The sequence below is a fragment of the Brevibacillus borstelensis genome (assembly GCF_036700025.1).
GTDB classification, from domain to species: Bacteria; Bacillota; Bacilli; order Brevibacillales; family Brevibacillaceae; genus Brevibacillus; species Brevibacillus borstelensis.
This window is the reverse complement of record NZ_CP144922.1, coordinates 820654-834863: the sequence shown is the minus strand read 5'-3', so window position 1 is coordinate 834863 and position 14210 is coordinate 820654. Positions and strand designations below refer to the sequence as shown.

Below are 14210 nucleotides of genomic sequence, written 5' to 3'. Positions count from 1 at the left end.
CACTCCTCTCCAAAGGGCACTCACTTGCGAAAATTTATGCAACTTACTGTATTAATATACATTTATGATTATAAAAATGCAACGAGTTTTTTATCTTTTCCTACTCGTTGCAACTATTTTCCTGCTGTCTTTTGCGTGGCCATAAAGCTTCTCTTCACTGGCACGCGTACACGTCTTACCCACCGTCCCCTCTATTTGAAAGCTACGCTTGGGCGATCGCTTCCTTTAGCACCGCTGCTGCCTGTGCCACTTCATTTTCCGTTGTAATAAACGACGGCAGCATCCGTATGACCTGAGGTCCCGCGAGCAACAGCAGCAGCCCTTTTTCCCGCGCGTAATCCAGTACAGGAGCTGCCGGGATCGAAAGCTCCATCCCCAAAAGCAGGCCCTTGCCTCTGATTTCGACCACTTTGTCCGGAAAGGCTGCCTTGATTTGCTGCAAGCTGCTTACCAGCAGCTGATGCAGCTCGTTCACCCGCTCCAGCATTGCGTCTTCCTCGATGGTTTCCAGCGTGGCCAAACCTGCAGCCATAGCGAGCGGATTGCCGCCGAAGGTCGTCCCGTGGGTGCCGGGGGCAAATGCCTGAGCCGCTTCCTCGGTAGCCAGAACGGCGCCGATCGGGAATCCGCTGCCAAGTCCCTTTGCAAGCGAAATCGCATCGGGCAAAATGCCGTATTGCTGAAAAGCAAACCAGGTGCCGGTCCGTCCGATGCCGGTCTGCACCTCATCGATCAAAAGCAGCAGGCCGTGTTCGTCGCAAATCTGGCGGAGCCCTTTGACAAATTTCTCATATGCAGGATGCACGCCGCCTTCCCCTTGCACCAGCTCAAGCATGATGGCGCATGTCTTTTCATTTACGGCTTCATGCACCGCCGCCAGATCATTGTAGGGAATAGTTACGAATCCCTCGGGAAGCGGCAGGAAGCCGTCTTTTACCTTCTCCTGGCCTGTGGCGGTCAGGGTCGCCAGCGTCCTCCCGTGAAACGACTGGCCAAACGTAATGATTTCGTAGCGGTCTGTCCCTTTCACCTTCTGTGCATAGCGGCGTGCCAGCTTGATCAGGCCTTCGTTCGCCTCGGCGCCGCTGTTGCAAAATAGTGTCCGTGAAAGACCCGACAGCTCGCTCAGCTTTGCCGCCAGCTTCTCCTGGCCGGGAACGTGGAACAGATTGGAGCAATGCCAGAGCATATCCAGCTGTTCATGCAGCTTGCCGGCTACTTTTGTCGGCACATGTCCCAAGGACGTAACGGCAATCCCCGAGATGAAGTCCAAATATTCCTTGCCCGCCTCGTCCCAGACCCGGTTTCCCTTCCCTTTTACGAGGTGTATCGGCCATCTTGCATAGTTATTCATCAAATGGAGTGGAGCAGTCGTCGTACTCATGGTTTCTCCTCCTCAACGTGCTGCTTGATTTTTTTCGGCTGCGGCAGCCACGATTGCCGTGCCGGCCGGTTCACCCTGACAAACCTTAAGCAAATCTTCCGCTGTGCCGCGGCATATGACGACCTGCGCTACCCCGGCGGAAAGCGCATCGAGCGCAGCCTGCACCTTGGGGATCATTCCGCCTGTGATCATTCCCTCGCTGATCATGCGTCCGATTTCAGCCTCATCCGTTTTGGAAACAAGCGCTTTGGTGCCATCCGCCTCCGGCTTTAAAATGCCCGGAACGTCCGTCACCATGATCAGGCTTTCGGCTCTCAATGCAGCGGCAATCGCTCCTGCCGACACATCGGCGTTTACATTGTACCTCTCTGCCCCGTCAATTCCTGCGGCAAGCGGAGCTATCACCGGCACGTACCCCTGACCGAGAATGGTCCGCGGGATCGCGGCATCTACCGCCTTCACTTCGCCTACCCAGCCCAGCGGCTTTTCCGTCCGTACCGCCGTGAGCATGCTTCCATCCATCCCGCTCACGCCCCACGCTCTCGCTCCGTGTTCTGTCAGGCGTCTGACCAGCCATTTGTTGATCTGGCCGCAGAGCACCATTTCCACAACCTCCAGTGTATCCTCGCAGGTCACGCGGAGGCCGTCCACGAATACGGAAGATATCGCCAGCCGCTCCAGCATGCTGTTGATGGCGGGTCCCCCTCCATGGACGATCACGAGCTGCTTCCCCATTTTCTGAAGCCGTGCAATTGTTTGAAAAAAGCTCCCGGGTAGCTGCTCCATCGTGCTGCCCCCGCATTTTATGACGACAATGCCCTGCATTTTATACCTCCTCTACGGGAAAAGCGGTACGAGCGGCAAACCGGCTGTCTCCGGCAGCCCAAGCATGATGTTCATGTTTTGCACCGCCTGACCTGCCGCTCCTTTGACGACGTTATCGATTACGGAAAGCACAATGACCCGGCCGGTTCTATCATCTACATGCAGCGCGATGTCGCAATAGTTGGAACCATACACCTCTTTGGTGCGCGGATGACTGCCCGGCTGACGAAGGCGGACAAACGGCTTTCCCGCATAGGAGGACTGGTAAAGCTCCTGAAGCTCGGAAAGAGCGGCTGCCTTCTCCAGTTGTCCATAGGCCGTCACCAGGATTCCCCGCGTCATCGGCACGAGATGGGGTGTGAACTGGATGAGCTGCTCCAGCTCTGCCTGCCCCGTCAACTCCTGCTCAATCTCGGGCGTATGCTGGTGGGACGAGACCTTGTATGCATGGATGCTTTCATTGATTTCACTGTAGTGAACCCCGAGCGAAACACCCCGTCCTGCCCCGGAAACACCTGATTTGGCGTCGATGATCCAGCTTTTCGGGTTGACCCAGCCCGATTTTGCCAGCGGAATCATTCCCAGCAATGCAGCAGTCGGATAGCAGCCCGGATTGGCGATCAGCTCTGCTCCCGCAATCTCTTCCTTTTTCCATTCGGACAAGCCGTAGACTGCTTTCTGCAGCCATTCGTCCGCCGCCGGCTGCCGCTTATACCATTGCGTATAGGCAGCACCGTCCTTCAAACGGAAATCACCGGACAGGTCAATCACTTTCGCGCCGTTCTTGACCAGCTCTGGCGAAAGCTCAGCACTGACACCCGCAGGGGTAGCGAGAAAAATGACATCGTTGTCCGCTCCCATTTGCCCGGCATCTATTTTTGCCAGGACGGGAAGCTCAAGCGCCTGCACGTGGGGGAACACGCTTGCAAGCGATTCTCCTTCTGACGTGCTGGAATATAAATTGGCCACCTTCACGTGAGGATGGCCGGCCAAAAGACGTATCAGCTCGACACCGCTGTAACCAGTTGCCCCGACAATTCCGACCCGGATCATAGTCCCTCTCCCTATCTGTATTTTTATACAAAAATAATAATAAACATTCATCCAAAAAACAACCCTTGCCATAGAAAAAGCGCCCGACAATTTATCGGACGCTTTGTTCCATGCATGTTTTTGCAGGTCCCGAGCGATGCATATGTTCGACTACCGCCATGCAGCGCTACAACGTGTGCCGAGTGAAGCGCACGTTCTGATTGATATGACAGCTATTTCTTGTCGGCGAGCCAAGCAGCCACCGTCTCGGCGTCTTGATCCTTGACTAGGCCGCCGGGCATGCCGCCTTTTCCGTTTTTCAGGATCTCCAGAATCTGCTCCTTGGTGTACTTGCCGCCAACCTGGGTCAAATTCGGACCGACTGAGCCGGACAAATCCTGTCCATGGCAGCTGGCGCAATTGTTTTTAAACAGCGTTTCAGCCGTCGCCGCATCGTACCCGCCAGTAGGAGCGGTTGGGGTCGTCTCTCCGGCTGGCTGATTGGCAGGCGGCTGGGCTTGGTTGCCTCCTCCGCCACAAGCACTCAAAAATAGAACAAGCGCAACAGTAAGGACAGATATTGGGAAGCGCTTCATGGCTGTTCCCTCCTTATTGAAGAATATTTCTTCGCTAAGTATGCCTCTGCTGCGCTCTATTCATTCTCCATTTGGTCAACTTATCCCAGAGGAAAATTTAAAGGACTCCATTCGCGCAATTCCAGCGTTCGAGCTCCTTCCTTCACCACCGGATCAGCCTGAGCCAATCGAAGCGCTTCTTCCTGCGTATCCGCTTTATAGATGACCAGACCTCCCTGCTTGTCCGTAAATGGGCCGGCCATCACTACTTTTCCCTGCTTGTACAAATCGTTGATGTAGTCCAAGTGGGCCGGACGCACTTTTGCGTTCAAATCCTGATCGATGATGGACAGCATAGCGACGTAGAGCATTTTTTTCTCTCCTTCTTCCTTTTGCTTGTCTCTTTCCATGCGGAAGCGCATTAGATCCGAGGTGAAACCCGATGCCCGCTCATTTGCCGCACCTCGCGAGGCTTGTTGGTCATGATCGCATCGATGCCGAACGCCGTCAGCCTGGCCACTTCCTCCGGCTCGTCGACGGTGTAGGCAAAAACGCGAAGGCCAGCCGCGTGTGCCTGCCGGGCGATTTCCGCTGTAATCAGACCATGCCAGAGATGCAGCGAATATACCGGGTACGGCAGCGACCGCACGTAGGCAACCGGGTCGTACAGCCTCGCTTCGTACAGCAGCCCCAGATACAAGGCAGGCTCCCGCCGATGCACCTCTTCCAGAACCTGATGGTCAAAGGAGGATACGATCAACGAGAGCTTGTTTTTCCACATGCATAATTGTTCGGCCACTGCGGTGCCGATTCCTTCGTACCATGCAGGACCGTTTTTTATCTCTACATTCACAGTGGCTCCCTCGGGCAGAAGCGCCAACACGTCTGCCAGCTCCGGAACCTTTTGTTCCGAGAACTCGGGACTGAACCAGGCTCCTGCCGACAGTGCGGAAAGCTCGGCCATTGTCTTTTCGCCAACGGGGCCAAAGCCGCTGGTGGTCCGCTCCAGAGTGTGATCGTGAATAACACAAAGACGCCCGTCTGTTGTCAGTTGGACGTCTAGTTCTACCCCGTCTGCTTGTTGCTCCATGGCCATGGAAAAGGCAGCACAGGTGTTTTCCGGGGCATCATGTGATGCCCCGCGATGACCGAGAATCAACGGCTTTCCCTTCATGGAAGCCTCCCCCGCTTCTTGCTGTCCGAAAAGAGTCATGCCTGTTCCGGACGGTTGATTTGCGAACGGAGATATGCATCGATAAACGAATCGATGTCCCCGTCCATGACAGCCTGCACGTTTCCAACCTCCACATTGGTGCGGTGATCCTTGACCAGGCTGTATGGGTGAAACACGTAGGAGCGAATCTGGCTGCCCCAGGCGATATCCTTTTGCTCCCCCTGAATCGCCTGCAGTGTTTTCTCCTGCTCTTCCCGCTTCTTTTCAAACAGACGGGCTGCCAGCATTTTCATCGCCCGCTCGCGGTTTTTGATCTGGGAGCGCTCCGTCTGGCAGGTCACGACAATGCCGGTCGGAAGGTGCGTGATCCGGACAGCGGAGTCGGTCGTGTTGATGTGCTGACCTCCCGCACCACTGGAACGGTAGGTGTCGATCTTCAAATCTTCCGTACGGATGTTCACCTCTGTGTCATCCTCGATCTCAGGCAGGACATTGCAGGAAACAAAGGAGGTGTGACGGCGCCCCGACGAATCGAACGGGGAGATTCGGACCAGACGATGGACGCCTTTTTCCGATTTGAGGTAGCCGTATGCATTATGCCCCTTGATCAAGAGCGTAACGCTTTTAACCCCCGCTTCATCCCCTGGCAGGTAATCCAGCGTCTCCACCTTGAAGCCCTTGGATTCCCCCCAGCGTGTGTACATGCGCAGCAGCATGGACGCCCAGTCCTGGGATTCCGTACCGCCTGCACCCGGATGAAGCTCGAGAATGGCGTTGTTTTTATCGTACTGGTCGCTGAGCAGCAGCTCCAGCTCGAAGCTTTCAAATTCCTTTTTCAGCGCCTGGGTGCTGTCGTACACATCCTGAATCATCGAATCGTCGCCTTCTTCGATGATCAGTTCCAGCATGACCTGCAAATCCTCGTATTGGGCATCCAGCTTGCCCATGGTCTCGACCAGACCCTTCAAGGCGTTCAGCTCGCTGATCGTCTTTTGGGCAGCGTCGTTGTCGTCCCAGAAGTCCGGAGCCAGCATGCGCTCCTCCAGCTCACCGATCCTCTCTTGCTTGACTGGGAGGTCAAAGAGACCCCCTAATATCCGCTAAACGTTTAGCCATGCTCGACATCTCTTGCTTGATGTCCGCAATATCAATTAATGCCATGTGCGAATCACCTACTCTTCATTATGCTATGTATCATTGTACCGTAATTCGGCGGATTCGCAACATGACCGGTGATCACGAATTGGGGCCCAAATAACGGAAGCCTTGGCTTCCCGGCAGATTTGGCGGTGCCGGAGCGGATCTTGTCTCTTGCGGCTCGTTCGGGCTTGCAGACGCTTTTTCCGGTCGAGCCATCCTGCCTAGCAAATGGAGGATCGACAACCCTGCACGCTTCTTCTTTTGCCTTGTTCTCACGCTGTTTGTGCTGCGGGAGAATAATCCGTTCCCCATCTGGCTGCCTCTTCCCGTGTCCGTGATGAATGCAGCTTGCAAAGGCAGCTCAATGCCCCAGTTGGGCTCGGGAAGCTCGGTTGTCAGCCTGTGATCGTCAAAGACCGGGCTTTGGACACCGACCAGCACCTGATTGTGAGCATCTGCTTCCCCGCCCCCCTCAGCCGAAGCATCCTCTGCTGCTGTTGCAGCCGCATGCGCTTTGTCTGTAAACAGGTACCCCCCTTGAGCGTCCTGCATTCTCCGCTTTAGTATCTTCCACGTCTCGTCGATTCTCTCGAGGATGAATTGCGCCTGAACACCCATTACGTTTCCTGTCGTTCTCATGCTTCATTCCCCCGTTCAGCATCTAGTTTTTCAAGCTGATGTAAACCATTGTTTACTCCGTCAGCGCGTTGTAAATATTTGCTTCCCCAGCCCCGAAGTACTTGTCTTGTCCTCGCTTCCCGAAGTCCTCCGCTGTTTTCTTGATCAACGCTGCCACCTGGGACGGCTTCATATCCGGATGTTCCGCTTTGATCACGGCTGCAATTCCGGCCACCTTGGGCGCTGCCATCGACGTGCCGTGCATAAATGCGTACCCCTTCAGATTAGAGGTAAAGTAAGGCGGCAAGTACGTCGGATAGGTGGAGAAGGCGCGATAGCGGAAGTCGCGTTTATCCAGATAGTCTCCTTTCGGGTCTTGACGGTACAGTCTGTCGTATTCCGGTCCATTGTCTCCGCCCGGTGCAGCTATATCGATCGGGTTGCCGTAGTTGGAGTAAAAGGCGATTTCGTCTTCGGACCATTCATTGGACGACGATACGGTGATCACCCCTGGGATTTGTGCCGGTACTACCCGGGATGGCCCTTTGATATCGAGGCCGTAGGTTTCCTTCCAATATTCCTGCATATCGTGCAGACTTCCCAGGTTTCTTGAGTCGTTGCCGGCAGCGACGACGACTGTGACACCTTTTTTCACCGCGTACTGGACAGCCCTGTGGTAAGCCACCATCGAGGCGGAGTCTCCTTTTTCACCGTAGTTGTGAGCCATCCACCTCCAGCCGCCGAGGCTCATATTGACAACGTCCACCCCGTCATTGGCTGCCTCTACCAGTGCGTCTGTAATCCATGACTGCTGGGCGCCGCCGGTTGCCCCGAACACCCGGTAGGCTCGCACAGTCAGGTTGGGCCCCACCCCGAGCATCTTGCCATTGGCTGCGATGGAACCAGCGACATGCGTGCCATGTCCGTTTTGGTCCCAAGCGTCTTTCGTCCCCGGCACAAATGTCTTGCTGCCCTCTTCATCCGCATTGTCCCGCAGGTCCGGATGGTCGAAGTCCAATCCGGTATCGATAATCCCGACAACCGTTTTTGAGTTTCCTTTGCTGATCTCATGAGATTTGAAGTTATTGGTGATTCGCTTGATGTCCCATTGCAAATCGTAATAATTCTGATCGGGATCATCCCAGTCAGGCTGAGGTATATCTGTAATCGGCTGTCCGTCCGCCGCTTCCGGCTCCTCCTCGTCGAGGAAGATTTCCAGCTCCTCTTCCGCTGCCAGCACTTCCTTGTCTTCCTTGATCTTTTCTAAAAAGTCCGGGTCATCAGAGGTGGCGGAAACGATGCCGACTTCATCGATGACAGTCTCCACTGATCCTCCCGATTCTTCGATTCTCTCTTCCAAATCACTCGGGATGTCGTTTTTATAAGCGATGAGATAGGCCCTTTCCTTGCTTTTCCCCGACGCTGGGGTCTGTACCACAGAGAGGGCAGAAGCTGCCAAGCCCAATACCAGTGTCGTGCTTAGTACCATTCTCACTGCTCTATTCATCGCTATCATCCTCCATCGAAAATTTGTTGTACTACCGATTGTAAAGATTTTCCCTATTTTTTCTATCAAAATCGTTCGATACAATCTTGCAGTGTCAGACAAACAGCGATCATTTTTCCAACGAAGAAAGCGAGAAAGGGACGAAGCCTGTCTGACGGTCAGGAAGAATAACGAAAAAAACCCACTCTCTCCAGCTTCGGAAAAGAGTGGGTTTCGTTGTTTTCTAGCAAAAATGACAGTGACTCAATCGTTTTTATTGATTCCGTTTCATCTGGCGGCGGCGCTCCTGTTCCTCGGCGCGGCGCTGAGCGCGGTTTTTCGGATCGGCGTCACCGGAGGTCTCGCTGTCAGGACGCTCGGATGGACCGGACGTTTTCAGTTGAGACTGATCTGCAGCCTGACCGCGGATCACTTCCTGACGCTCCAGGTTTTGGCTGACCTCTGCTTTCATGATGTACATGGCCACTTCCTCTTCGACGGCAGCGACCATCGACTGGAACATTTCGTAGCCTTCGAATTGGTACTCGCGCAGCGGATCGTTTTGTCCGTAAGCGCGCAGGTGGATACCTTGTCGAAGCTGTTCCATCGCGTCGATGTGATCCATCCACTTGCTGTCGACAGCGCGGAGTACAACGACCTTTTCAAACTCGCGCATCATCTCGCCGATTTCCACTTCGCGCTGCTTGAACTGCTTCAGGACCTCTTCTTTCAGAAGCTCGACGATTTCCTCGGCTTCTTTGCCCTTCAGTTTGTCCGCAGTCATGATCTCATCGTGCAGGAAGCCGTTGTTGGCTGCTTCGGCCAAGCCTTCGAGGTTCCATTCTTCCGGTACCTCTTCCTTCGGACAGAAGTTTTCCACAGTGCGGTCGATGACGCTGTAGATCATCGGCAGGACAACTTCGCTCAAATCCGATTGCTCCAAAATATCGCGGCGCTGCTTGTAAATTACTGCGCGCTGCTGGTTCATGACATCGTCGTACTGGAGAACCACTTTACGGGCGTCAAAGTTGGAGCCCTCCACCCGTTTTTGCGCGGATTCGACAGCACGCGTAACGAGTCTGCTTTCGATCGGCATGTCCTCTTCCATTCCGAGGCGGTCCATCATGTTCATGATGTTGTCCGCTCCGAAGCGTCTCATCAGCTCATCCTGCATGGAGAGGAAGAACTGGGAAGAACCCGGGTCGCCCTGACGTCCTGCACGTCCGCGGAGCTGGTTGTCAATCCGGCGGCTCTCATGGCGCTCGGTACCGATAATGTGCAGACCGCCCAGCTCGGCTACGCCTTCGCCCAGCTGAATGTCCGTACCGCGGCCGGCCATGTTCGTCGCGATGGTGACAGCGCCGTACTGACCCGCACGAGCGATAATCTCCGCTTCGCGCGCATGCTGCTTCGCGTTCAACACGTTATGCGGTACGCCCTTTTGCTTGAGCAGCTGCGAGAGCATCTCGGAGTTTTCGATGGAAATCGTACCGACCAGGATCGGCTGGCCTTTTTTATGACGCTCGACGATATCGGCCACGACCGCACGGTACTTGGCCGCTTCGGTTTTGAAAACCAGGTCCGGCAAATCTTGACGGATAACGGGTTTGTTGGTCGGGATCACGACTACATCCAAGCCGTAAATCTTTTTAAACTCTTCTTCCTCTGTTTTGGCTGTACCGGTCATACCGGAGAGCTTTTGGTACATGCGGAAGTAGTTTTGCAAAGTAATCGTCGCCAGCGTCATGCTCTCGCTCTGAACACGGAGCCCTTCCTTGGCTTCAATCGCCTGGTGCAGACCTTCGCTGTAGCGGCGTCCTACCATCAGACGGCCGGTAAATTCATCGACGATGACAACCTCGCCATCCTGCACCACGTAGTCCACGTCGCGCTTAAAGAGCACTTGCGCTTTCAGGGCGGCGGTGATGTGATGGTTGAGAGTCATGTGCGCGGTATCGTACAGGTTTTCAATGTTGAATGCCTGCTCGACCTTGGCCACGCCTTCATCGGTCAATGAAACGATTTTTAATTTTTCGTCCACCGTATAGTCTGTTTCCGCCTCCAGACGCTTCACAAAATGCGAACAGATGTAGTAAAGTTCTGTAGTGCGGTTGGCAGCACCGGAAATGATCAACGGCGTACGCGCTTCGTCGATCAGAATGCTGTCCACCTCGTCAATAATCGCAAAGTAAAGCGGGCGCTGAACCATCTGTTCTTTGTACAGCACCATGTTGTCGCGCAAATAGTCAAAGCCAAACTCGTTGTTGGTACCGTACGTAATATCGCAGTTATAAGCTTCACGCTTTTCTTCCGCAGTCAGACCGTTTTTGTTCAGACCGACTGTAAGTCCGAGGAAATTGTAGAGCTGACCCATGATGGTAGAGTCGCGTTCAGCCAAGTATTCGTTGACGGTTACGACGTGTACGCCCTTGCCCTGCAGCGCATTCAGGTAGGTCGCCAGCGTCGCGACGAGGGTTTTCCCTTCCCCTGTCTTCATCTCGGCAATACGTCCTTCCTGGAGGACCATACCGCCGATCAGCTGCACGTCAAAGTGACGCATGCCCAGAACTCGCTTGGATGCTTCACGGACGACCGCAAACGCTTCGTTTAGAATGTCGTCCAGTGTCTCGCCCTTCGCGAGCCGATTTTTAAATTCCTCCGTCTTCGCCCGCAACTGCTCATCGGACAGTGCTTGTACAGTCGGTTCCAACGCGTTGATCTTTTCTACGCGCTTAAACATCTTTTTGACTTCACGCTCGTTGCTGTCGCCAAAAATCTTTTTTACGAGTCCCAGCATAAGGACACCCCTTCCTAGTGGCAAAACTGCTTCGATTATGCTTCCCTTGCGCAGCCACATCAGGGTCCTCGAACGGAGGCTTCCCAGTGGCAATCTGCTTTCTATTTCATGTACCCTCCCGCCGAAAAACCATTATAGGCCTTCAGGAGCGATTCCTACTTCCACTTCCATAAAAAGACACTTTTACATATGCGTCTTCCCTAAATTGATATTTTATCAAATGAGAATAGGAGTGCACAAGTAAAGGGAGTTGCCAGAATAAGCAACTCCCTGTTTGACGGGCTTTATTTCGGTTCAATCAATCCGTAGCGACCATCATTTCGGCGGTAAACGACGTTGACGTCGTTCGTGTCGCTGTTTTGGAAAACAAAGAAGCTGTGACCTAGCATATCCATTTGCATGACTGCTTCCTGGGCGTCCATCGGCTTTAAGTTAAAGCGTTTGGTCCGAACAATGTCGATGTCGACATCTTCCCCCTCCTCCAGGTCTTCTGTCAATACGGCGACCGCCTGGCGGCTATTCCCCGCTGCCTTGTTGGTCGATTCGGTACGGAGCTTGCGTATTAATTTGGTTTTATGCTTACGAATCTGTCTTTCCAGCTTTTCTACCACCAAATCAATGGAGGCGTACATATCTTCATGCGTTTCTTCGGCGCGAAGGATTACTCCGCTGAGAGGGATCGTCACCTCGATGGTCCCTTCTCCCTTTAGAACTCTCATCGTAACCTGTACATCTGCAGGGCTAGAGTTTTCAAAGTACTTTGCAAGACGGCCCACTTTCTTTTCTACATACTCTCGAAGTGCTGCGGTAACTTGAATGTTTTCTCCACGAATTTGAAATTTCATGGTTCAAACCTCCTTCCGTCTTTCCTAATACCTATTCCTTACATATGTAAAAAATCCTCCCCGCCAGCTTAAAAAAACCTTTACAAAATGTTTACATCTCTACAAGTTACGACAATTTTCTAGTAAAGCTTTCAAAAACAGCTATGATATACTACGATCATTAGGGAATAATTACCGCGCAAGACAACTGAATGGAGGAATCCTCATGGAAGAGGTAAACCCTTCGCATTCCATTACGGGAAAGACGCTGGCACAAGACGTATACAACGAGAAGGGGCTTTTGCTCCTGCCGGCTGGCGCGGTCTTGCACCAAAGCGATATCCGCTTGCTTTGTGCACACCAGGTCGAACGGGTATATGTAGCCAAGGATGGCGACTTACCAGACCCACCTTCTCCCCTGCTCCATTGGAATGAAGTGGAAGCAGCTCGTGAATACATGGAAGCTGTCAAACAAACAGAGGAGTTGTTCATCCGGATCGCGACCGGTTCCATTCCTCCTCTGCATCAATTCAATCATGTGTTTTATCCGTTGCTGGACGAAATTCTGCAGCGTTGCGGAGTTCAGCGTTTTATTTACGTAAAGGAAGGAACCGCCCAATACACCTACCGCCACTCCCTGCATGTGGGCATTTTGGCTGCATTAATCGGCAAGCTGATGGGACACACGCAGGAAAACATTGTGTTGCTGGGGCAGGCGGGCCTTTTGCATGACGTAGGCAAAATGCTGATACCGAAAGAAATCCTGCTCAAACCGGAGCGGCTGACCGACGAGGAATACGAAGTGATGAAGCAGCATGCCCGGCTCGGGGAGCATCTGCTTCGCCAAATGGAGGGAGCAGACGAGCTGATTGCTCTCTGTGCGCTTCTTCATCACGAACGGCTGGATGGCAGCGGCTATCCCGAAGGACGCACACAGGAGCACATTCCGATCGAATGCCAAATCGTCAGTGTCGCAGACGTATTTGACGCCATTTGCACGGACCGGGTGTATCGCAAGGGAACCTCCCCTTTCGAAGCTGCATCCGTGTTACAAGATTTGGCCTACTCAGGCAAGTTAAACGCCCAGGTTGTCACCCGCTTTATCCATTATGTCGTGATGCTGTATGTAGGGGCAGAAGCTTACCTCAATTCAGGTGATCGCGTGGAAGTCATCATGATTCATACAGATGAGCCGCTGCGGCCTCTCGTACGCCGCAGAGGGGAGTACCTCGATTTGCGTCAACACCGTTCCCTGCACATCCAGAGCATCATCGGCTGACAACAGGCCGTACATGAAAAAATCCCCCATACCATTTGGTACAGGGGGATTTGCTTTTATCGGTGGCTGGCGTTTGCAATCAGTAGCTACGCGATAACTACGTTCGCTGCTTGGGGACCGCGATCCCCTTCCACGATATCAAATTCTACGGTTTGTCCCTCTTCCAATGTACGGAAGCCTTCTTTTTGGATAGCCGAGTAATGTACGAAAACGTCTCCGCCGTCCTCACGCTCAATAAAGCCAAAACCTTTTTCTGCATTAAACCATTTTACTTTGCCTTGCATGCTGATGCACATTCCTTTCTTTTGTAAAAACTTGGGATTTCAAATCCCATGTGAATGACTATATCATCCGCCAAAACGAGAGTCAAATCATCCCTCATTTGGTTGAATATTTCTTCTCCAGTCCTCTGACGACGATTCTCGACAAGAACAGCGTAAGCACCAGATAGACGGCTGCTTCCGTCAAATACGGAGGGTAGCGCTCCAAGGTGCTTTTGGCTACGCTCATCGCCGCGTAGTTTAATTCCGGCGTGGCGATGACCGCAGTCAGGGACGAGTCTTTCAACAGCGAGATGAATTCATTTCCCAGTGCGGGAAGCATGCGGGTGAACGCCTGAGGAATGACGATCAGCCGCATAGCCATCCCTTTGGTCATCCCGAGAGATCGGGCCGCCTCCATCTGGCCGGGGTCAATGGACTGAATCCCCGCGCGAAAAATTTCAGCGATATACGCTGCTGCATTCAAGGACAATGCAATCATACCGGAATAAATGGCTTCCGGGCTGCTCTGGCCCGGGAAGAATACCTCCCAAATGGAGGGGATAACAGCAAAGTGAATCAACAAAATTTGCACCAGCATCGGAGTTCCCCGAAACAGCTCGACGTAAATCGCGCTGGGAATCCGCAGCCAGGCCTTGCTCGATTGCTTCCCCAAACTGATAAACAGCCCCAGAAGCGTTCCCACGACAGTAGCGATGGCCGTCAGCAGGATTGTATTGAGAATTCCGCGAATGAACAGTTCCCGATAATCGTAAACGACACTCCAGTCCAGAGTTGTATCCTCCCTCCAAGTTG

The 14210-nt window shown here is 53.3% G+C and carries 14 protein-coding genes; 1 reads left to right on the top strand and 13 read right to left on the bottom strand.

Annotated features, from left to right (window positions below; all coding sequences use genetic code 11):
• Window positions 1-202: 202 nt before the first annotated feature.
• The 11 genes from V5G20_RS03875 to hpf form a co-directional block, all read right to left on the bottom strand.
• Window positions 203-1384: an aspartate aminotransferase family protein gene (locus tag V5G20_RS03875; protein WP_003388285.1), complete on the bottom strand. Its 1182-nt coding sequence runs from the start codon at window positions 1382-1384 to the stop codon at window positions 203-205.
• A gap of 12 nt (window positions 1385-1396) precedes the next feature.
• Window positions 1397-2209 (bottom strand): acetylglutamate kinase, encoded by an 813-nt coding sequence (argB, locus tag V5G20_RS03870; RefSeq protein WP_003388286.1) that lies wholly within the window; start codon window positions 2207-2209, stop codon window positions 1397-1399.
• 12 nt (window positions 2210-2221) lie between these two features.
• Complete coding sequence (gene argC, locus V5G20_RS03865; RefSeq protein ID WP_039070250.1) at window positions 2222-3262, bottom strand: N-acetyl-gamma-glutamyl-phosphate reductase; 1041 nt, start codon at window positions 3260-3262, stop codon at window positions 2222-2224.
• 212 nt (window positions 3263-3474) lie between these two features.
• Window positions 3475-3837, bottom strand: coding sequence for a cytochrome c551 (gene cccB / locus V5G20_RS03860; protein WP_003388288.1), 363 nt, complete (start codon window positions 3835-3837; stop codon window positions 3475-3477).
• A gap of 80 nt (window positions 3838-3917) precedes the next feature.
• Window positions 3918-4187 (bottom strand): YciI family protein, encoded by a 270-nt coding sequence (locus tag V5G20_RS03855; RefSeq protein WP_024984017.1) that lies wholly within the window; start codon window positions 4185-4187, stop codon window positions 3918-3920.
• A 50-nt stretch (window positions 4188-4237) separates the two neighbouring features.
• Complete coding sequence (locus V5G20_RS03850) at window positions 4238-4990, bottom strand: glycerophosphodiester phosphodiesterase (protein WP_003388290.1); 753 nt, start codon at window positions 4988-4990, stop codon at window positions 4238-4240.
• Between the two features lie 35 nt (window positions 4991-5025).
• A protein-coding gene (gene prfB / locus V5G20_RS03845) for a peptide chain release factor 2 (protein WP_122958876.1) occupies window positions 5026-6151 on the bottom strand; the annotation gives its coding sequence in 2 pieces (ribosomal slippage) (window positions 5026-6069 and window positions 6071-6151; 1125 coding nt in all).
• A 75-nt stretch (window positions 6152-6226) separates the two neighbouring features.
• Window positions 6227-6769 (bottom strand): hypothetical protein, encoded by a 543-nt coding sequence (locus V5G20_RS03840; protein WP_003388292.1) that lies wholly within the window; start codon window positions 6767-6769, stop codon window positions 6227-6229.
• A gap of 52 nt (window positions 6770-6821) precedes the next feature.
• Window positions 6822-8255 (bottom strand): S8 family serine peptidase, encoded by a 1434-nt coding sequence (locus tag V5G20_RS03835; RefSeq protein WP_251247028.1) that lies wholly within the window; start codon window positions 8253-8255, stop codon window positions 6822-6824.
• Window positions 8256-8508: 253 nt separating this feature from the next.
• Window positions 8509-11031 carry an accessory Sec system translocase SecA2 gene (secA2, locus tag V5G20_RS03830; protein WP_003388295.1) on the bottom strand — a complete coding sequence of 841 codons (2523 nt, stop codon included), beginning with the start codon at window positions 11029-11031 and terminating at the stop codon, window positions 8509-8511.
• Between the two features lie 284 nt (window positions 11032-11315).
• A complete protein-coding gene (gene hpf / locus V5G20_RS03825; protein WP_003388296.1) occupies window positions 11316-11876 on the bottom strand; it encodes a ribosome hibernation-promoting factor, HPF/YfiA family in 561 nt (186 codons plus the stop codon).
• Window positions 11877-12081: 205 nt separating this feature from the next.
• Here hpf and V5G20_RS03820 point away from each other — a divergent pair, with 205 nt between their 5' ends.
• Entirely contained in the window at window positions 12082-13134 is a 1053-nt protein-coding gene (locus V5G20_RS03820) for an HD-GYP domain-containing protein (protein ID WP_003388297.1), read from the top strand.
• An 86-nt stretch (window positions 13135-13220) separates the two neighbouring features.
• Here V5G20_RS03820 and V5G20_RS03815 read toward each other — a convergent pair whose 3' ends face one another.
• Window positions 13221-13418, bottom strand: a complete 198-nt coding sequence (locus V5G20_RS03815) for a cold shock domain-containing protein (RefSeq protein WP_003388298.1) — start codon at window positions 13416-13418, stop codon at window positions 13221-13223.
• 94 nt (window positions 13419-13512) lie between these two features.
• The gene (locus tag V5G20_RS03810) at window positions 13513-14187 is read right to left on the bottom strand and encodes an amino acid ABC transporter permease (RefSeq protein ID WP_024984022.1); all 675 of its coding nucleotides are present in this window, start codon (window positions 14185-14187) and stop codon (window positions 13513-13515) included.
• Between the last annotated feature and the right edge of the window lie 23 nt (window positions 14188-14210).